Genomic DNA, 17,815 nt, shown 5'->3' on the forward strand with positions numbered 1-17,815 from the left:
GCGTGCGCTAACGAGCCGACGCCCTTGCCGATCATTGCGACGCAACAGGCAGTCACAAGCACTGCAGTCTCCTCTCCCGTCAACTATCAGGATCCTTTAGCAGGTTTTACGTATCGCGGCCCCGTTGGCCCGCGCGATTGGCGGGCCGTCAATCAAGAACAGTCGGAGGGCAACTAATGCGCGTTTCGAAACTACCGCTGGTAATTGGCTTTCCACTCGTCCTTGGTGCTTGCGCAACGGCAATCCCTAGAACCTATACCGAACCAAAAGCTGGCTTTGCAAACGTGTCGGGCCAGACCTCTGCTGCGATCGGCAAGCGCACCGCATTCGCGCAGACCCAAGCCGAAACTGTCGCATTGAAGCGCGAAGTCCATGGCATGGTACATCGCAAGACGATTTCTGCGGAAACGGCAGTTCAGGTCGCCCTTCTAAACAACAAGGGCTTGCAGGCTTCTTACGCCAATGTCGGCCTGTCGGCTGCCGAGGCGTGGCAGCAAGCAACACCTGAAAACCCTATCGTGTCTATTGGTATCTTAGGTATTGGGGCGCCGGAACTTGGTGCGTACCGGGCCATCGAAGGGTTAATCCGCGCGAACATCTTGGATGCAACGACCCGCAAACAACGGATGGCCATTGCTGATGCGAGTTTAAGACAGGCTCAACTAAGCGCGGTTGATGATACCTTGGCACTTGCCAATCAGACGCGTCAGGCATGGATCAACGCTGTCTCATCGTTCGAGGCTGTTAGCTATCTCAAACGGGCAAAGGCCACATCAGATGCTGGGTCTGAACTCGCACGGAAGCTGGGCGAAACCGGTGCGCTCAACAAGGCCGGTCAAGCACGCGAGCAGGCGTTCAATGCTGAGTTGGCAGGCCAGTTGGCGCAGGCCCGTTTGAACGCGACAAAAGCAAAGGAAGACCTAACCCGACTAATGGGGCTTTGGGGAACCGAAGTTGATTACTATGTGCCAGACGCGTTGCCAGCTTTACCACGGTCCGTTGGTAGAGTGACTGATATTGAAGCCAAAGCACTGAGCAACCGCGTCGACCTGCGCGTTGCGAAATTAGGTTTGGAAGCACAGGCAAAAGCCTTTGGTTTGACTGACCAGACTCGCATTGTCAGTGATCTTGAGATCGTCGGTGGTGCAGAACTTGAACGGGAAGTCGGTGAAAACGGCGACATTGAAAAGAATGTGACGCCACAGGTTGAGCTGGAATTTGCAATCCCGATCTATGACACCGGCAAGGCGCGGATGCGCAAGGCGGAATTGTCCTATCTGCAAGCTGCCAACGTGCTGGCGGAAAAAGCTGTGAACGTGCGGTCCGAGGCGCGTGGGGCTGAATCCTCCTACCACGCATCCTACAAGATCGCGCGGCACTACCGCGATGTGCTGGTGCCGTTGCGCCAGACCGTCGAGGAAGAGGGTTTGCTGTCTTACAACGGCATGATCACCAACACCTTCGAGTTGCTCACTGACGTGCGCGAAAAACTTGGCGCATCCCTGGAAGCGGCGAACGCAAAACGTGAATTCTACATGGCTCAAGCCGATCTGACTGCTGCCATCTACGGCGGTGGTGCAGGCGGTGGCGGCGGTGGAGAGGGCGCAACACTTGCCGCCGGTGGCGGCGCAGGACACTGAAAGGACTGATGATATGATAAATAGACGTCAATTACTCGGGGCCGGCGCCGCAGGTGCTGCGCTCGTCTCTTCCCAAGCGTGGGGCAAGACCACGAACATGGGTCTGCCAGAGGCCGCTCAGATGGACAGTGCGGCAACGGCAGTCACGCCGCGCCCATCATCTGGGCCGGATTACAATCCTGTCGTGACGCTGAACGGCTGGACCTTGCCGCACCGGATGAACAACGGGGTGAAGGAATTTCATCTTGTTGCCGAACCGGTGGAGCGTGAAATGGCCGATGGCATGATCGCGCATCTGTGGGGCTACAACGGCCAATCCACAGGCCCCACCATCGAAGCGGTCGAAGGTGACCGCATCCGCATCTACGTTACAAACAGGCTGCCGGAGGAAACTTCGGTCCACTGGCACGGTCTGATCCTGCCGTCGGGTATGGATGGCGTCGTTGGCCTGAGCCATCCCGGCATCAAACCCGGCAAGACCTTCATCTACGAGTTCGACCTGATCAAGTCCGGGACGTTCATGTATCACCCGCACTCGGACGAGATGACCCAGATGGCGATGGGGATGATGGGCATGTTTGTGGTCCACCCCAAGGACCCGACCTTCATGCCGGTCGACCGCGACTTCCTGATCATGCTGAACGCGTTCGACATTGATCCCGGCACTTATGTGCCGCGCATCATGACGATGGCGGATTTTAACCTCTGGACATGGAACAGCCGGATCTTCCCTGACATCGACCCTCTGGTCGTTAACAAGGGGGATAAGGTCCGCGTCCGCGTTGGCAATCTGACGATGACGAACCACCCGATCCACATGCACGGTTACGACTTCAAGGTCACTTGTACGGATGGCGGGTGGGTGCCGGAGTCTGCGCAATGGCCCGAAGTCAGTATCGACATTCCCGTGGGTGCGATGCGGGCCTATGAATTTGTCGCCGACAATCTTGGCGACTGGGCGATCCATTGCCACAAGTCACACCATACCATGAATGCCATGGGCCATGACGTGCCGACATTCATCGGCGTGAACAAAGATCAGCTGACCCAAAAAATCCGTAAGTTTCAGCCTGAATACATGCCCATGGGCACCGCCGGTATGGGGGACATGGCCAAAATGGAAATGCCGCTGCCGGACAACACCATCCCGATGATGACGGGTTGGGGGCCGCACGGACCCATTGAGATGGGCGGCATGTTTTCAGTCGTAAAGGTGCGGGACGGCATCGACGCGGACGATTATTCCGATCCCGGCTGGTATGAGAACCCGCCGGGCGAGCAGGCCTATGAATGGACGGGCGAATTGCCCGAATTTGCGTCTAACAACAGCGCCAAAACCATTCTCACATCAAAACCAACCTCGAAGGGCTGACATGCTCTTCGTCATATCCAACCAAACCAATCTACAGGACAATCAAATGAAAAATCTTCTTCTGACGACAACCTTTGCAATGGCACTGTCCCTACCGGCATACGCTTCGGGCACACATAGCGATGGACATGGTGAAAATGAGTCCACCGAGCAAGCAGCAATGATGATCGGTATGCCGGGCGAGGCCGCCAAAGTGGATCGGACGATTGATGTCATATTGCTCGAAAACGACGAAGGCCAAATGCTGATCGAGAGTGAAGACCTGAACATTGCGGCAGGCGAAACCATCCGCTTCAACATCACCAACAAGGGTGAGTTGGAGCATGAGTTTGTCCTCGACACAATCGAGCGCAATGCCGAGCACAAGATTGAAATGGCCAAGATGGACATGGAGCACGACGATCCGAACAGTATTCGCCTGGATGCAGGAGCTTCGGGCGAGATCGTTTGGACGTTCGCCAACGCGGGTGCGTTCGAGGCGGCCTGCTTGATCGCCGGCCATTACGAGTCCGGTATGTACCGTGAGATTGCCGTTAGCGAGCAGATGGCGAAGGCCGATGCTGAATACTCGACCGGCACGATCAAGAAGATCGACGTCAAAACTGGCAAAGTGACAATCATTCACGGACCTTTGGTGACCCTTGATATGCCCGCAATGACGATGGTGTTCCGGGCCGACGAGACGATGATCGCAAATATGTCGGAAGGTCAGGACATCGAGTTTGTCGCCGACCGCGTCAAAGGCAAACTGACCGTTACGCAGATGAAATAGGAATTTCGCCGCTGTCAAAATCCAACGGCGAAAAAGCGTGCACCGCCAGGCTTCCAAACCTCTGAAGAAAGGGGCCGGGCGGCGCACATATCGCAACGAAGGCTTAGCCTTCATCACAATCAAGCAGGAATAAACATGAAACTTTTCGCAATCACAACAACTACGTTGATCGTTACTCTTGGCGCCGCAAATGCAAGTTCCGACTTTAGCAGTGTTCAGGAACGATTTGCTTCCGATTCCGACTCCGCAGCTGAGCGGATTCTGAGGGGAACCAGCGAAGGCAATACACAAGCAGCATTGGAATTACTTGCTCAATCCAACAACTCGCCAGCCGAAATGGTTGTCCCTGACCGCAATGTCTTCAACCCTCATAACGAGACAGTGACGCGCGAGCGGTTGTCTCGGTACTTGAACTCCGCCGCAGAGATCGCAGCACAATAATCGAGCTTCGATACTTTAAAGGTATGCCAGTCGGGCGAATGTCAGAAACCGCCCGCTGGCACATGCTTTGACGCGGTTATGGCGATCGAGACGGCTGACGTTGTGTCGGTCGCCAGCATGATCTTTCTCAGCAAAACTCTGAGGCTGCGCTACGTTCTCTTAGTCCGCCTAAAAGCCTTCAAACGCAGCGCAAGCCACCTTGCAATAAACCAATGGAGAGACACCATGAATATTGGAGAAGTCTCAGCGCGCTCTGGTCTGCCGACCAAGACAATTCGCTACTACGATGAGATTGGGCTAGTTAGTCCCCAACGCGATACGAACGGATATCGCTCGTTCCGTGAAAGCGAGATACAAAAGCTCGCGTTCTTATCGAGATCCAGAGCTCTTGGGTTTACTATTGATGACTGTCGTAATCTGTTGGTCCTATGGGAAAACAATAACCGCGCGAGTGCTGACGTCAAACGTATTGCCCTCAGTCATCTTGATGCAATCGATCAAAAGGTGGGTGAACTCGTCTCCATGAGGCGAAGTCTTTCGGACCTGATCGACATGTGTGTTGGTGACCAAAGACCGGATTGTCCGATCCTGAAGGACCTTGCATCGTCCTGATTGAGAGCAATGTTTGGCAAGTGAACTCGTCGGATGAAAGTGACGGCAAACCGACCAATCACGGTTTACTCCGATGTGAATTACCTCGATGTGGCTGAAGTGGCGATGCTCACCAGCACAATTTCAAACAAACTGGCATCTGCATTCAACGGCAGAAAAAGTTCCGACTAAAACCGCGCAAAAATAACCCGGACTGTAGCCTTGTGATTTTGTTGTTCTGACCCTTCAATCGCAGGCTGTGTCCAAGCCAGATAGACCCCGTCTGATGTTTGCACCATTCGCGGAAAGTTGACGGAACCAGCCCCAGTATTGACCGTGATTGTTTGTTGCTGGCCACACGGTTCGCCTATTCTAGCTTGGCAGGCAAAAATGACTTCACCAGCCTCTTGCCACTCCACCCAAGTGATGAGTGCAGTCTGTTCGTTTAGCATTAGCGCGTCGACACGCCCCGCTGCCTCTCCGAGGTCTATTCGCATTGGCGCGTCAAAATATCGACCGCCATTCTTTGAAAATGCGACTTTTACAGCAGGAGTATCATTCGCAGCAGTGTACCATGCTACGACAGCGGTCTCGCCAAGTGCATCTATGGCCGGACCATTTACCGGGCAACCAGAAATCTTCCAGTTATCTTTATGCACGATGCTGGGCTTCGACCATTGTCCGTCTTCTAGCCGAACCACGGATATGTCACGAATTTCCGTGTCGGTCCGGTCACGATAGGCAACCAATACATCACCGTCAGAAAGAACCGTTGCTGATGTTTGGCAGCAACTGCATGTCTGGGCATCCAGTAGAATATCTTCGGACAGAATGCCGTCGGATGTGAGTTGTGTGGCGCGCAGTTGCATCGCATCTGGGAGCTCGGACGCCGGATCGGAAAACAGATCTTTCTTATAGGCACGCGCATCCAGCCAAACACTGATCAGCGCATTTTCTGTGATCGGCATCAAAGTTGCAAACCCATGCTGGCTTTGTGTGCCATCCTGATGAGGCACTATGGGCGCGCTCCATGTTCTGCCTTCATCCGCAGAGAGCGCAATGTTGACATCATAGGCAAACGGACCGTCGCCATCTTCTTGTAGCCAATGAGCTGCCAAGGTTCCGTCTGGAAAAGCTGCGATTGACGGGAAATCGGCCCAGTTAATGAACAGGTCATTGGATCTGACAATAGTGCGAGCCTCGGTCCACCCTGAAAAGTTGCCGACAGTCATTTTGACAACAAACCCGTCTCCATCCGGTTCAGTCCAACTCATAACGACGCGCCCATCGTTCAGAGCAAACAACGTGGGTTCCTGTGGGTCTAGCCCGACCGGCGGATCTAAGATGACAAACTGGAGGGGCTCTGCTGCGACAAAACTAGACGTCGCAATCAAAACGAAAGCAGTAACGATACTCACAAAAGCTGATCTTAGCATGGTACAGAGACTGTGCCATCAAAGACGATGTCTAGCTGTCTTCCATGCAAACAATATTCATTTGAGAGAAACCGCGAGAACCCCTGCTCTTTCCAGCTTTGGTTGAATACAAATATTTGTGGATTTGCGTGGGCAATAGGTGGGAAAGCCAAGCTTGCCATCGCCAGCGTTTTGGTCGCAAAAGAGGGCTTTCTGATCATTGAAACGTCCTAACTAAAAATTCCGGTTCTTAATCTACATTGGCGTTCGACAGATCCTTAAGAATGGGACAATCAGGTCTGTGGTCGCCGTGGCAAGCCTCTACCAAATGAGCTAGCGTGTTTCGCATGGACTTCAATTGCGCGATTTTCTCGTCGATCTGATGCAGATGTTCTTCGGCGATCTGCTTAACCTGAGCGCTTTCGCGGGTGCTGTCATCATAAAGCGCCAGCAACGTACGGCAATCTTCGATGGAGAATCCTAGCGCACGGGCACGGCCCAGAAACGCGAGTTTGTGCAGGTCGTTTTTTTGAAACGCGCGGTAGCCGTTATCACTTCTCAAGGGGCGGATTAGACCAATATCTTCGTAATACCGGATCGTTTTGGGCGGCAGGCCTGCGCGTTCTGCGACTTCTCCTATGTTCATTTTCGGCTCCTATTGTGCGGGTTGAGACGTCATTCTGGTGCGGGCAGCATCGGGTATTTCCATTTCGGACATGAGCGGTTTTACTCGGCGCAAACGCAAGGCATTGGTCAACACCGAAACCGAGGAAAGCGCCATGGCACCCGCGGCAAAGACCGGGGACAGGAGCACGCCAAATGCCGGATAAAGGACACCCGCTGCCACAGGAATAAGTGCTGCATTATAGCCGAAGGCCCAGATTAGATTTTGGCGGATATTGCGCATCGTCGCGCGGGAAACTTCGATGGCATTGACCACGCCGCGCAAGTCGCCTGACATCAGCACGACATCGGCGCTTTCAATGGCCACATCTGTACCGGTACCGATTGCAATGCCCACATCCGCGTGCGCAAGTGCGGGCGCGTCGTTGATGCCATCGCCGACAAAGGCAATCCGCTGACCGTCCGCACGCAGGCTGTCGAGCGCCGCAACCTTGCCCTCTGGCAATACGCCTGCAACGACATGGTCGATCCCCGTCTCGCGGGCTATGGCTTGTGCGGTTTCTTCCTTGTCGCCAGTAATCATTACCACTTTTATTCCCATTTTCCGCAACGCCGTAATCGCCGCAGCACTGGACGGTTTGACCGGGTCTGCCACGGCGATCACAGCTGCAAGCTTTCCGTCGATAGCGGCATAAAGCGCTGTCCTGCCGCGTTCGGCCAACCTGTGTTCTTCGCCAGCGAGCGGGTTAATGTCGATCCCTTCGCGCGTCATCAGGCGGTCAGCGCCAACCAAAACTTTGTGACCTTCGACTGTGGCCTCCACGCCGTATCCGGTAATAGAAGTGAAGGTGTCCGCCACAGCCAGTTTGATACCTTCGGCCTTTGCACTAAGCACGATGGCTTCGGCAATAGGATGTTCCGACTGAGCTTCTACAGATGCGACAAGGCGCAGAGCTTCAGCCCGAACGACCCCGTCCGCCAGAACGAAATCGGTTAGCGTCGGCATTCCTTCCGTCACCGTCCCCGTCTTGTCGAGCGCGATCACGTCAACATCGCTCAGCCCCTGAAGCGCGTCACCTTTACGAAATAACACGCCCATCTCGGCCGCCCTGCCGGTCCCGACCATGATAGATGTCGGTGTGGCCAAACCCATGGCGCAAGGACAAGCGATAATCAGGACCGAAACACCAGCAACCAACGCAAAAGTCAACGCGGGATCAGGGCCTACCGTTAGCCAGACAGTTACTGTGAGTGCGGCGAGGCCCAACACCGCGGGTACGAACCACTTGGTAACGCGGTCCACCAGACCTTGAATAGGCAGTTTGGCGCCTTGCGCGTCCTCGACCATACGAATGATCTGCGCCAGAGTCGTATCGGCCCCCACCCGCGTTGCGCCGAAAGTCAGGCTGCCTGTTCCGTTCACGGTACCGCCCGTGACTGCATCACCTATCACCTTGGAGACCGCCAATGGCTCCCCTGTAATCATGCTCTCGTCTACATTGCTGGTGCCATCGCTTACTTCACCATCGACGGGTATCCGCTCTCCGGGCCGGACAAGGATTAAGTCGCCTAAGCGCAGCGCATCGATCTGAACTTCCTCAATCTCGCCGTTTCGCATCACGCGAGCAGTTTTGGGCTGCAATCCTAGAAGTGCTTGAATCGCCGCGCCTGTGCGTCCTTTGGCGCGTGCCTCCAGCCAGCGGCCCAGCAAAATTAACACAACGATCACCGCTGCCGCTTCGAAATAAACTGCGCGAACGCCAGCAGGCAGAAGCCCCGGAAGAAAAGTTGCGACAACCGAATATATCCAGGCCGCCCCGGTCCCAAGGGCAACAAGGCTGTTCATATCCGGAGCACCTTTGACTAAGGCAGGCAGACCTTTCGTGAAAAATTGACGCCCAGGGCCAAACAATACAATCGTGGTCAGCACAAACTGGATCAGCCACGACATCTGAGTACCAATCGTGCGCTCTATAATCATGTGAAAGGCGGGAATCGTGTGTGCGCCCATTTCCATGACGAAGACCGGTGCTGTCAGGATTGCCGCGAAAATCATCCGCCGTCCCTGTGCGCGTGCTTCATCTTCCTTGCGCTCAGCCCGGCTGAGTTGTGCGTCGGCTTCGGCAATGTCGGCGGGATATCCAGCCGCATTACTGGCTGCGATCAAAGCCGCCGGTGTCGTTGCGCCCTTTAGGTATTCCACAGTGGCGGTTTCGGATGCCAGATTGACTGATACATCCAAAACTCCCGAAACCGCTGACAGTGTTTTGTCCACTCGGCCTACACAAGAAGCGCAATTCATCGAAGCAATATTGAGCGTGACGCGCGCTGTTTGCGCCGGGTATCCCAGCTCGACCAACGCGGCCGCGGCAGCCTCTAATGGCTCAGATCCATTCACTGCAAACGACGCCGTTTCTGTTGCCAAATTCACGGAGACGTCCTGCAGGCCCGGTATGCTGGCCAAAGTGCGATCCACACGACCCACACAGGACGCACAGGTCATTCCCTCAACAGACAGGTTGATCATATTCGAATCAGACATCCGGTAGTTCCTTTAGTTTCTGTCTACGTATGTAGGGGTTCCAGTTGCCGGAAGCTCAAGGGAAAAGTTTTTTGCCCAAAGATTCGTTTTCGAACTTGACCTTCCACCTGCTGGAAGCACCATTTATCGATAAGAACTTCCAATGGAGCATACGATGAAATTCCATGTCCCAAAGATGAGTTGTGGCCACTGTACGGCGGCAATTCAAAAAGGAATAATGGCCAAAGACCCAACAGCAGAAGTTACGACAGAGCTTGAAACGCACCACGTTCTGGTCGCGAGCAGGCTTGCGCAGGCCGATGTGCGACAAGCCATTCTAGATGCTGGCTATGAGGCCACAGTGGCTTAAGGCGTTTCTGCCAAGCCCCACCACTCTAGTTGGCGGCGCGGGCCTGTTTGACAAGCTCAATCATCTGATCCGCTTCGATCAGGCCCGGAACCAGTGCTTCGCCAATGACAAATGACGGCGTCCCGCTGAATCCAAGCGCACGCGCGAGGCGCATCGACGTCTCGATATGCGCGGCAACCTCTGGCGCGTCCATATCTCGACGCAACTGCGCGATGTCCAGACCCACCTGTTCGGCGGCGCTGATCACAGAGTCTTCCTCAGCTCGACCATTCAAAGCCATCACAGCCCAATGAAATTCTTCATATTTGTCCTGCGCACGCGACGCCAATGCCGCCCTTGCAGCGAATACTGACCCCTCGCCGAGAATTGGCCATTCGCGGTACACGACACGTACGTTGTCATCTGCAGCCAATAGCGCTTCCATATGCGGCTTCACGCGTCTGCAGTACGGGCAGTTATAGTCAAAGAACTCCACAACCGTGACGTCGCCCTCAGGGTTTCCGAGCACGGGTGCATTGGGATCTTGCTCAAGTGCCTCCCTCTGGGTGGAAAGAACCTCAGCCGACGCAGCTTCCCTTGCCGCGCTTTCGCGAGCTTCGATGATGCCCACAGCTTCTAGAATGATCTCAGGATTTTCTCGGATGGCTTCAAGAACCAATTCCTTGATCCGACCCTCGTCCAGCCCGTCAGCAAGGGCAGACAGTGGCAAAAGTAACAAAGCGATGCTTGCGAAAAGTGTTTTCATGTCTATTCCCCTTGCGAATTGCTGTCAGCGGCTGTGCGCTCTGCTTGACTAGCACGGACACGGTCAGACCATGTGGACTTGATGTAGGCGATAATATTCCAAATCTCAGTGTCACTGAGCTGATCACCGAAACCTGGCATGCCGCTGTTAAACTCCATACCCTGCGCCGCCAGCGTCTTTTTTCCACCGAGTTTTGTGTACGTAAAAAGCAAGCTGTCAGGATGGTGCCAGGTGTGGCCCGTCTCATCATGGGGTGGTGCTTTCAATTGACCATCATCCCCTGGACTCTGCCAATCTTCCTGACCTTCTAGATTAGCGCCATGACACGACGCACAGGTTTCCAGATACAGCGTTTCACCTTCAGCAATGTTGATCGGAAAGTCTGCCACAGTCGGGGGGTTGGCATTCGAACTATCCCAGATGAGCGCAGCCCCACCGGCAAAAACCATTATCGCCAGCCCGCCATATACCAAGAAGCGCTTCATGCCACATCAATCCACGTGCTCATACCGGAAGCTGCATGAGACAGCATATGACAATGCAACAACCACTTTCCCGGATTGTCTGCCACAAAGGCAATCTCGCGGGTATCACCTCGCTCAATCAGTGTGGTATCACGCAACGCTCCAAGGTTTCCATCGTTTCCGATCTCGTAAAAATGCATACCATGCAGGTGCATGGCGTGTGGAAACACTGTGTCATTGGCAATGGCGATGCGGACATGCTCACCTTGTGAAAGTTCGGCGAAGGCAGGGCCATCCATCCCATCAGCCGCACCGTTGAAAGCCCAGAAACGGCCCGCATCCACGATCTCACCAATGGATTTTGAGTCACCACCCAAGGTTGCAGATCGAAGGCCACCCATCGCACCGCCCTCCATCGTCAAAGACATTGCTCTCGCCTTTCCCAAGTCAACCATGGATAGCGCGTTAGGGGGCAGTGGCGATGGCACACCACGACGCTTGACGGCACCACCCGCGCGCACCTCAAAGGCCACCTGACTGAATGCATCGCCTTGGCCCAGGTGGACGACATGCGCAGTCTCCCCCTCGCTGGCCACCACATCCACAATCAGGTCGATCCGTTGAGCAGGCCCCAGAACAATTGTGTCCGTTATCGGTAGAGGCTTCACAAGCGGCATGCCATCCAGAGCAACGGTCCAGCCTTGCAAACCATCCAGCCGCAATGGGAAAATACGGGCGTTGGAAGCGTTGATCAGACGCAGTCTAAGCCGCTCGTTCTGCCGCGCATCCAGCGCCAGATTGTAGACGCTGTTAGTTGTGATGTAGTTCCCAATTCGGCCACCATGGCTCATTGCATGAGGTGCCGCGAAATCACCCACGATTTGGGCCGTATCGGGATCTAGCAGCCAGTCGTCGAGGATCAAAACCTCTTCGCGATCCACGTCGACCTCATCGGGTTCTTCAATGATCAAAGCACCGGATAGTCCACGGGCTACCTGTTCAAACGACTTGTTATGCGCGTGATACCAATAGGTTCCCGCGTCGCGTACGACGAAATCATATTCAAAAGTCTCGCCGGACGGCACGGCGTTTTGGGTAAGGCCGGACACACCGTCCATTGCATTATCAATCCGCACTCCGTGCCAATGAATAGATGTGGGCTCGGGTAGGGAATTCACCAACCGACGTTGCAGACGGCTCCCTTGCGCAAGCCGGATTTCTGGCCCCGGTGCCGTTCCGTCAAATCCCCAGATCGAAGTTGGCCCATATCCCTCGGGCAATAATTGAATGTCGGCAACCAGCGCATTCAATTCGACTGAGGCGGAGGCCGCCAAAGACGTGCTAGCAGGGAGCATAGCAAATGCGCTGGCTGTCGATAGAAATTGACGTCGGTCAAGCTTGAGCACTGAAATCGCTCCCTTTTAGATATCGCTGTCCATTATATAGGTCGCCATGGCTTTCAGATCATCGTCAAATAGAAAGCGTGTTCCGAATTGGACTACTTCGGCCATGGACCCGCCGAATACATCGCCAGAGGGAGTAACTCCTGACCGCAGCGCATAAGCTAAATCGTCCACGCTCCACCCCTCGGCCTCAAGATCATCAGGTAAAATAGACGGGGCCTTCCCGCCAACCGGGAGCAACGCATTACCTGCAAACCGCTTGGATGAGATGCGAGCACCTGCAATGTTGCGTGGCGTGTGACACGCCGCGCAATGTGCAGCCCCCCTTACGAGAAGCTTGCCACGGTTCCACGCATCGCTTTTGCTCGGAACGGGCTCTACATTTGTTGGAGCTAGGAAGGCAGCACGCCAGAGTTTCAGCCCCCACCGCTGATCGAATGGAAAAGCCGTATCGTGTGGCAGTGCCGACTCATTGACAGCTGGCACCGTCTGAAACGCGGCCCAAAGATCCGCGATGTCCTGATTGGTAAAATTGGCATAAAACGAATATGTGAATGTAGGGTAATAAGGGTCACCGCTTGGCGAAATCCCTTGCCGGACCGCTTTGGCGAATTGTTCTACGGTCCAACTGCCCATCCCGAACTCGGGATCGGTGGTCAGGTTCGGCGGGTAGAACGTGCCAAAGTCTGTTTTCAAGGGCGCGCCGCCAGCCAAAGGCGCACCACCGGCTTCTGTGTTGGTGTGGCAAGCAATGCACCCGCTGGCACGGGCCAGATAGGCACCGCGATCAACGTCTCCCACCTGCGTAATCTTCTCTATGTTATTGCCAATCGGCCAGACAACAGTTGCAGCGGTCACACCTAACCCAGTGCAAGCTCCAGTGAGGAGCACCCACATCCAAGTTCGCATTAGATCACTTTTCCTCTGCGCGGAATTTCTGATGGCATGCAGAGCAAGTCTGCACGACAGCGGTAAACGCCATATCCACTGGCATGGACGCAAGCATTTCTGGCGTTATGGTTTGCTCAGCACCCATCATGCCGCCCCCCATTGAAACGCTCGCCGTCCCGCCCATCATTGATGAACCCTGCTGCACCGCATTTTCAGCCAGACCATTGTCGGCCCCTAGCTTCATGCCTTCAGCATAGCTTTTCAGTTTCTTCGCCAATTCGGTGAAGCCTTCCCAGTCTTCCCAGACCGTTGGCAAGGCTGATGAAGGTTTTGCGCCTGTTCCTTCGGGGAATAAGCGCGTCATCGTTTCCCCAGCATGCGCAATCATTACGTCGGCCGAGGCGCGCACTTGCGCGGCGTCATATGGCGTTTGCCCACGCATCATTGGTGTTAATACTTTTACGGCTTTGCCCATAGCAGACATACCGTCCATGCGCTCTTTCACGATACCGGTTGCCCCGCTATGCGCGAACGCTGCAACGCCTGTTAATGCTATCAGTGCCGATGTTATCCATACTCTTGCTCGCATTTCCGATACCCTTTTTGACTAGTTAATTCCATTGGCCCGCTGTAGTTCGCGCACGTAAGCCACGACCATCTTTATGTCCGCGTCGGTTAATCCCTCAATTGGTGGCATATTCCCAAACCGCCAATGATGCGCCCTTACGCCATTTTTAGCCGCCAATAGAAACGATCCGTCCCCGTGATGATCTGGTTCGTATGTTTTGTGCACCAAGGGTGGTGCGACACCGTTCTGACCTGCCGCATTCACGCCATGGCAGTCGGCACATTTGGCGCCAAACACGCGTTTTCCTATCTGAGCGTTGGAGGAAAACTCTGCGGGAATCGTAACCTGCACGATCGGGCCACCTTCCGCGACCTGAGACAGGTCTGGAGGAGTCATCGAGTGCCCCTCCGATGGAGCCGATTGCACTTGCTGCCACACGATCGCAGCTCCGGCGACAACAAGAAACGCCGCTATAAAAAGCCCTGACTTCGCCATTACAGAAGCTTCACCTGAGTTCCAACCGGCGTACGGGCAAACACTTCGGCGATTTGCTCATTGAACAGGCCAATGCAACCATTCGATGATTTTCGCCCGATCTTGCGTGTGTCCTGCGTCCCATGGATACGGTAGTATTGCCATGACAGATAGAGAGCATGCGAACCAAGCGGATTTAACGGATCACCTCCCGGAATATAGGCTGGCCATTCTGGATTGCGTTCCCGCATCGCAGGTGTTGGTGCCCAACCTGGGGCGACCCGTTTCTCGACCACTTCAGTATAGCCACGTTTGGTCAGGTCATCAGAGATTGGAACCGATGTTGGATAAATGCGCATTTCACCGTCGGCGGTCCAATGCTGCAGAACCTTCGACGTGGTATCCGAAAGCAAGATGCCCTTCCCGATTTCATTAAAGTGGTCCTGCCATTCATGGGTCAGGAAAGACGATACGTTCCGACGGACTGCTGTTTGCGCCTGAGCGCGGAGTATGGAGGGCGCAAACAATGCTGCCGCACCTGACACCGAAATGAAGCTGCGACGGGTCACGGTTTTTATTCTTGTCGACATCAGACTTGCCTCGTTCGGTTACATGCAGATATGGCAAGCTATCTGCTTGGAGTGTTTTTCTGAATAGTTTGAGAGGTGGATTTTTGTAACGAAATGTATCGCCAAGCGGTTGCCGAATTGACGGGTAGATAATCGTCCGAATATACCCGCACTCAAAAAACCTGTTATGCTTTCAAATGGTTACGAACATCCAAACCCTTGGTGTGGTTCTCTTGCGCGGGATGGTCCGTATTGGAGGAAGCTTGCATTTCCAGTTCCAATGGCAATCGTACTTGAGCGCGCAATCCACCCTCCGGTAAATTTGACAGCGAAATCGCCCCACCGTGTTCCAGAATGATGCTTCGCGCGATCGAAAGTCCAAGCCCGTGTCCGCCAGTGTTGCGTGAGCGAGAGGTCTCTAAACGCACATAGGGCCCAAAAACCGCCTCAAGTTCACTATCTGGTATGCCGGGGCCTCTATCATCCACCCAGATCACCGCGTCAGGGCGCACCACCTGCCAAGTTACGCTAGCTTCATTTCCGTAACGTATGGCATTCTCCGTTAAGTTCCGAAGCGCCCGCCGCATCGCACTTGGTTTAACGGGTATGACCAAAGCCTCGTTGCTAAGCAAGGACAGTCCCGGCGCTTCAAGGCTTGCCATCAGTTCTCTCACGTCTGTCGGATTAACTTCTTCATGTTGCCCGACACCCTTCGCAAAATCTAGCGTGGCTTCAACCATCTGTTGCATCTCTTCGCTTGAGGCAATCAACGACACACGGGTGTCTTCATCCCCAACCATTTCCGCTCGAACCCTGAGCGCCGTAAGAGGGGATCGCAGATCATGTGCAAGTGCTGCCATCATCTGCGTACGGTCTGACACGAACCGTGTCAGGCGATCTTGCATCGTGTTAAACGCTCTTGTCAGATCTTGCACTTCCTTGGGGCCCACAATGGGTAACGGCCCTTCCCCTGCGCCTCGGCCGAGACGCTCCGACGCTTCTGCCAGAGTGTTCAGTGGGCCAGTCAATCGGGTTAACAAAAACCAGAAGCTGACCACCAACAGCAACGACGCCGTGATTACGAACGACACGTTCGAAGCTAGCGACCATTGAAGCGGCGGACGTTCAAACCGGGTGCCGACGTTCAACCATTGCCCTCCAGCCAAAGCGATAGAGAGCTCCATTTCGATCGCGGCCAACCTGCCCTGCATCATCTCGGCATGCATTTCGGCCAACTCAGGCGAAAGGTTCGGCAATGGAAGCAGGCCTTGCTCGGTTTCATGAACCTCAACTCGAATATCTCGACTGTAACTGTCCCCAAGTAAGGCGCGAAGGCGTGTTTCAACCGCAACACCCTGGTTTTCGTGCTCATGAGTGACCTTTGGTTGAGTAGATAGATCAAACCGAACAAGCGGCGATGTCGCGGCGCTGATGATCTGGGAATGAAGGTCCGAGGGTGCCCCTTCAATCAACCGGGCGACGTTCGCCGCACGCCCTGCTGCCTCTGCGCCGATAGCTGCTTGAACGGCTAAACTGCGCTCATCGACGAAAAGCCACAGGCTGAGAGCCTGTGCCACGAATAGGACGCCCAGCACGAGAAGCGCGATCTGGGTGCGTAGTCTCAACGCAAAAACCCTCACGATAAAATCTCTACGTCGCAGGTCAGGCTGTAACCTCCGTTCCGTACTGTCGCTATCACACGGGGCCGAAGGACATCTTCTTCGATCTTGCGGCGCAACCGACTAATCTGATTGTCGATTGTGCGGTCAAGCGGTCCTGCTGTACGCCCTGCGCTCAATTCCAACAGTTCATCGCGGCTCAGAACCGTACGAGGCCGTTCAAGCAAAAGACCAAGCAGCTTCAACTCACCCGACGTCAAAAGCGTGCGTGTCCCATCAGACGCAACTAGGGTGCGGCCGTCATAATCCAGTTTGAGGTGGGCAAACTGAATGGTCCTGCCTGAAAGAGCGTCGATTTCTGGAATGCTCTGTGTCCGGCGCAGTATCGCATTGATCCGCGCAAGAAGCTCTCTTGGGTTAAACGGCTTCGCCAAGTAGTCATCAGCTCCTCCGTCAAGCCCGGCAATTCGATCATCGTCCTCACCCAGTGCCGTCAGCATGAGAACGGGAATATTACCGTCCTTTCTCAGCCGCTTACACGCACTCAAGCCGTCTTCACCCGGCATCATCACATCCAGAACAATCAGATCGAACTTGGCTCGGGCGAGTTGTGTGTCCATTTCTATCGCGTTTTCCGCGCTCGAGGTGCGCATACCGTTTCGTTCAAGATAACTTGAAACAGATTTGCGGATCTCTGAGTGATCGTCGACAACAAGGATATGCGGAATGTCAGTCATATTGGCTTTATAACCAATGAAAGCCCAAAAGACCCATGCCGTGTTTGTAGCCAAATGTAACAAGGATTAATGGGAACCTCGCTCGACTATTCTGTATGCCAAGCCTAGATATTGCCTATCGAAAGGATCAACAACAAATGCAACGACGACATTTGCTCATAGCTGCGGCGAGCTACCTAGCCAACAGACCTGCCTTTGCCGCAGTATCACCGACCCTTAGGGTCGTGAAGTCTCCTACCTGTGGGTGCTGCACCGCATGGGTCGAACAGATGCGTCAAGCCGGATTGAATGCCGTCGTCCAAGATGTTGACCAAGACACGCTCTATGCTTTGAAAGCTCAGCTTGGTATCACGCCCGATCTTTCAGGCTGCCACACAGCGACAATTGGCAATTACTTCATTGAAGGCCACGTGCCCGCCGAAGACATCCGCCGCCTGCTGGCCGAAGCGCCTGAGGCGCACGGCATTGCAGTTCCCGGGATGCCAATGGGGTCACCCGGAATGGACATTGGCGATGAGCGCGAGGCTTACGATGTAGTTCTTGTCCTCAAGGACGGCTCAACGCTGGTTTTCGCGAGACACAACTGACTTGCTCTGGTC

At 54.6% G+C, this 17,815-nt stretch carries 19 protein-coding genes; 7 read left to right on the forward strand and 12 right to left on the reverse strand.

The window, feature by feature from the left end:
• Positions 1 to 176 precede the first annotated feature (176 nt).
• The 5 genes from BUB72_RS16255 (at position 177) to cueR (BUB72_RS16275) (ending at position 4,837) form a co-directional block, all read left to right on the forward strand.
• The gene (locus BUB72_RS16255) at positions 177 to 1,640 is read left to right on the forward strand and encodes a TolC family protein (RefSeq protein WP_073145919.1); all 1,464 of its coding nucleotides are present in this window, start codon (positions 177 to 179) and stop codon (positions 1,638 to 1,640) included.
• 13 nt (positions 1,641 to 1,653) lie between these two features.
• Positions 1,654 to 3,012 carry a multicopper oxidase family protein gene (locus BUB72_RS16260; RefSeq protein WP_139250707.1) on the forward strand — a complete coding sequence of 453 codons (1,359 nt, stop codon included), beginning with the start codon at positions 1,654 to 1,656 and terminating at the stop codon, positions 3,010 to 3,012.
• Between the two features lie 46 nt (positions 3,013 to 3,058).
• Positions 3,059 to 3,784 carry a copper-binding protein gene (locus BUB72_RS16265; protein WP_073145973.1) on the forward strand — a complete coding sequence of 242 codons (726 nt, stop codon included), beginning with the start codon at positions 3,059 to 3,061 and terminating at the stop codon, positions 3,782 to 3,784.
• Between the two features lie 135 nt (positions 3,785 to 3,919).
• A complete protein-coding gene (locus BUB72_RS16270; RefSeq protein WP_073145920.1) occupies positions 3,920 to 4,225 on the forward strand; it encodes a hypothetical protein in 306 nt (101 codons plus the stop codon).
• Between the two features lie 225 nt (positions 4,226 to 4,450).
• Positions 4,451 to 4,837: a Cu(I)-responsive transcriptional regulator gene (gene cueR, locus BUB72_RS16275; protein WP_073145974.1), complete on the forward strand. Its 387-nt coding sequence runs from the start codon at positions 4,451 to 4,453 to the stop codon at positions 4,835 to 4,837.
• Positions 4,838 to 5,004: 167 nt separating this feature from the next.
• Here cueR (BUB72_RS16275) and BUB72_RS16280 read toward each other — a convergent pair whose 3' ends face one another.
• From BUB72_RS16280 to BUB72_RS16290, 3 genes are all read right to left on the reverse strand, one after another.
• Positions 5,005 to 6,234: a sialidase family protein gene (locus BUB72_RS16280; RefSeq protein ID WP_245814890.1), complete on the reverse strand. Its 1,230-nt coding sequence runs from the start codon at positions 6,232 to 6,234 to the stop codon at positions 5,005 to 5,007.
• A gap of 247 nt (positions 6,235 to 6,481) precedes the next feature.
• Positions 6,482 to 6,877, reverse strand: coding sequence for a Cu(I)-responsive transcriptional regulator (gene cueR, locus BUB72_RS16285; RefSeq protein ID WP_073145922.1), 396 nt, complete (start codon positions 6,875 to 6,877; stop codon positions 6,482 to 6,484).
• Between the two features lie 9 nt (positions 6,878 to 6,886).
• The gene (locus tag BUB72_RS16290; RefSeq protein ID WP_073145923.1) at positions 6,887 to 9,397 is read right to left on the reverse strand and encodes a heavy metal translocating P-type ATPase; all 2,511 of its coding nucleotides are present in this window, start codon (positions 9,395 to 9,397) and stop codon (positions 6,887 to 6,889) included.
• A gap of 154 nt (positions 9,398 to 9,551) precedes the next feature.
• Here BUB72_RS16290 and BUB72_RS19125 point away from each other — a divergent pair, with 154 nt between their 5' ends.
• Positions 9,552 to 9,746: a heavy-metal-associated domain-containing protein gene (locus BUB72_RS19125; RefSeq protein WP_281250223.1), complete on the forward strand. Its 195-nt coding sequence runs from the start codon at positions 9,552 to 9,554 to the stop codon at positions 9,744 to 9,746.
• Between the two features lie 25 nt (positions 9,747 to 9,771).
• Here the strand turns inward: BUB72_RS19125 and BUB72_RS16300 are convergent, their stop codons facing one another.
• From BUB72_RS16300 to BUB72_RS16340, 9 genes are all read right to left on the reverse strand, one after another.
• The gene (locus BUB72_RS16300) at positions 9,772 to 10,491 is read right to left on the reverse strand and encodes a DsbA family protein (RefSeq protein WP_073145925.1); all 720 of its coding nucleotides are present in this window, start codon (positions 10,489 to 10,491) and stop codon (positions 9,772 to 9,774) included.
• 2 nt (positions 10,492 to 10,493) lie between these two features.
• Positions 10,494 to 10,976 carry a c-type cytochrome gene (locus tag BUB72_RS16305; protein WP_073145926.1) on the reverse strand — a complete coding sequence of 161 codons (483 nt, stop codon included), beginning with the start codon at positions 10,974 to 10,976 and terminating at the stop codon, positions 10,494 to 10,496.
• Positions 10,973 to 12,310 carry a multicopper oxidase family protein gene (locus BUB72_RS16310; protein WP_073145975.1) on the reverse strand — a complete coding sequence of 446 codons (1,338 nt, stop codon included), beginning with the start codon at positions 12,308 to 12,310 and terminating at the stop codon, positions 10,973 to 10,975. Before BUB72_RS16310 ends, BUB72_RS16305 begins: the two co-directional genes overlap by 4 nt.
• A gap of 66 nt (positions 12,311 to 12,376) precedes the next feature.
• A complete protein-coding gene (locus BUB72_RS16315) occupies positions 12,377 to 13,267 on the reverse strand; it encodes a c-type cytochrome (protein ID WP_073145927.1) in 891 nt (296 codons plus the stop codon).
• 4 nt (positions 13,268 to 13,271) lie between these two features.
• A complete protein-coding gene (locus BUB72_RS16320) occupies positions 13,272 to 13,754 on the reverse strand; it encodes a c-type cytochrome (RefSeq protein WP_342742173.1) in 483 nt (160 codons plus the stop codon).
• 102 nt (positions 13,755 to 13,856) lie between these two features.
• Positions 13,857 to 14,312, reverse strand: coding sequence for a c-type cytochrome (locus BUB72_RS16325; RefSeq protein ID WP_073145929.1), 456 nt, complete (start codon positions 14,310 to 14,312; stop codon positions 13,857 to 13,859).
• Positions 14,312 to 14,881 carry a L,D-transpeptidase gene (locus BUB72_RS16330; RefSeq protein ID WP_175549188.1) on the reverse strand — a complete coding sequence of 190 codons (570 nt, stop codon included), beginning with the start codon at positions 14,879 to 14,881 and terminating at the stop codon, positions 14,312 to 14,314. Before BUB72_RS16330 ends, BUB72_RS16325 begins: the two co-directional genes overlap by 1 nt.
• A gap of 164 nt (positions 14,882 to 15,045) precedes the next feature.
• Entirely contained in the window at positions 15,046 to 16,485 is a 1,440-nt protein-coding gene (locus BUB72_RS16335; protein WP_245814892.1) for an ATP-binding protein, read from the reverse strand.
• A gap of 11 nt (positions 16,486 to 16,496) precedes the next feature.
• Entirely contained in the window at positions 16,497 to 17,216 is a 720-nt protein-coding gene (locus BUB72_RS16340; RefSeq protein ID WP_073145931.1) for a response regulator, read from the reverse strand.
• 224 nt (positions 17,217 to 17,440) lie between these two features.
• Here BUB72_RS16340 and BUB72_RS16345 point away from each other — a divergent pair, with 224 nt between their 5' ends.
• The gene (locus BUB72_RS16345; protein WP_342742174.1) at positions 17,441 to 17,803 is read left to right on the forward strand and encodes a DUF411 domain-containing protein; all 363 of its coding nucleotides are present in this window, start codon (positions 17,441 to 17,443) and stop codon (positions 17,801 to 17,803) included.
• Positions 17,804 to 17,815 lie beyond the last annotated feature (12 nt).

Origin of the sequence: Litoreibacter ascidiaceicola (genome assembly GCF_900129235.1) — a bacterium.
GTDB classification, from domain to species: Bacteria; Pseudomonadota; Alphaproteobacteria; order Rhodobacterales; family Rhodobacteraceae; genus Litoreibacter; species Litoreibacter ascidiaceicola.

Excerpts from the sequence above, each read along its gene's own strand:
- BUB72_RS16330 (WP_175549188.1), bottom strand. The coding sequence starts at position 14,881 with ATGTCGACAAGAATAAAAACCGTGACCCGTCGCAGCTTCATTTCGGTG.
- BUB72_RS16260 (WP_139250707.1), top strand. The coding sequence starts at position 1,654 with ATGATAAATAGACGTCAATTACTCGGGGCCGGCGCCGCAGGTGCTGCG.
- BUB72_RS16255 (WP_073145919.1), top strand. The coding sequence starts at position 177 with ATGCGCGTTTCGAAACTACCGCTGGTAATTGGCTTTCCACTCGTCCTT.
- cueR (WP_073145974.1), top strand. The coding sequence starts at position 4,451 with ATGAATATTGGAGAAGTCTCAGCGCGCTCTGGTCTGCCGACCAAGACA.
- BUB72_RS16265 (WP_073145973.1), top strand. The coding sequence starts at position 3,059 with ATGAAAAATCTTCTTCTGACGACAACCTTTGCAATGGCACTGTCCCTA.
- cueR (WP_073145922.1), bottom strand. The coding sequence starts at position 6,877 with ATGAACATAGGAGAAGTCGCAGAACGCGCAGGCCTGCCGCCCAAAACG.
- BUB72_RS16270 (WP_073145920.1), top strand. The coding sequence starts at position 3,920 with ATGAAACTTTTCGCAATCACAACAACTACGTTGATCGTTACTCTTGGC.
- BUB72_RS16300 (WP_073145925.1), bottom strand. The coding sequence starts at position 10,491 with ATGAAAACACTTTTCGCAAGCATCGCTTTGTTACTTTTGCCACTGTCT.
- BUB72_RS19125 (WP_281250223.1), top strand. The coding sequence starts at position 9,552 with ATGAAATTCCATGTCCCAAAGATGAGTTGTGGCCACTGTACGGCGGCA.
- BUB72_RS16290 (WP_073145923.1), bottom strand. The coding sequence starts at position 9,397 with ATGTCTGATTCGAATATGATCAACCTGTCTGTTGAGGGAATGACCTGT.
- BUB72_RS16310 (WP_073145975.1), bottom strand. The coding sequence starts at position 12,310 with ATGCTCCCTGCTAGCACGTCTTTGGCGGCCTCCGCCTCAGTCGAATTG.
- BUB72_RS16325 (WP_073145929.1), bottom strand. The coding sequence starts at position 14,312 with ATGGCGAAGTCAGGGCTTTTTATAGCGGCGTTTCTTGTTGTCGCCGGA.
- BUB72_RS16315 (WP_073145927.1), bottom strand. The coding sequence starts at position 13,267 with ATGCGAACTTGGATGTGGGTGCTCCTCACTGGAGCTTGCACTGGGTTA.
- BUB72_RS16305 (WP_073145926.1), bottom strand. The coding sequence starts at position 10,976 with ATGAAGCGCTTCTTGGTATATGGCGGGCTGGCGATAATGGTTTTTGCC.
- BUB72_RS16340 (WP_073145931.1), bottom strand. The coding sequence starts at position 17,216 with ATGACTGACATTCCGCATATCCTTGTTGTCGACGATCACTCAGAGATC.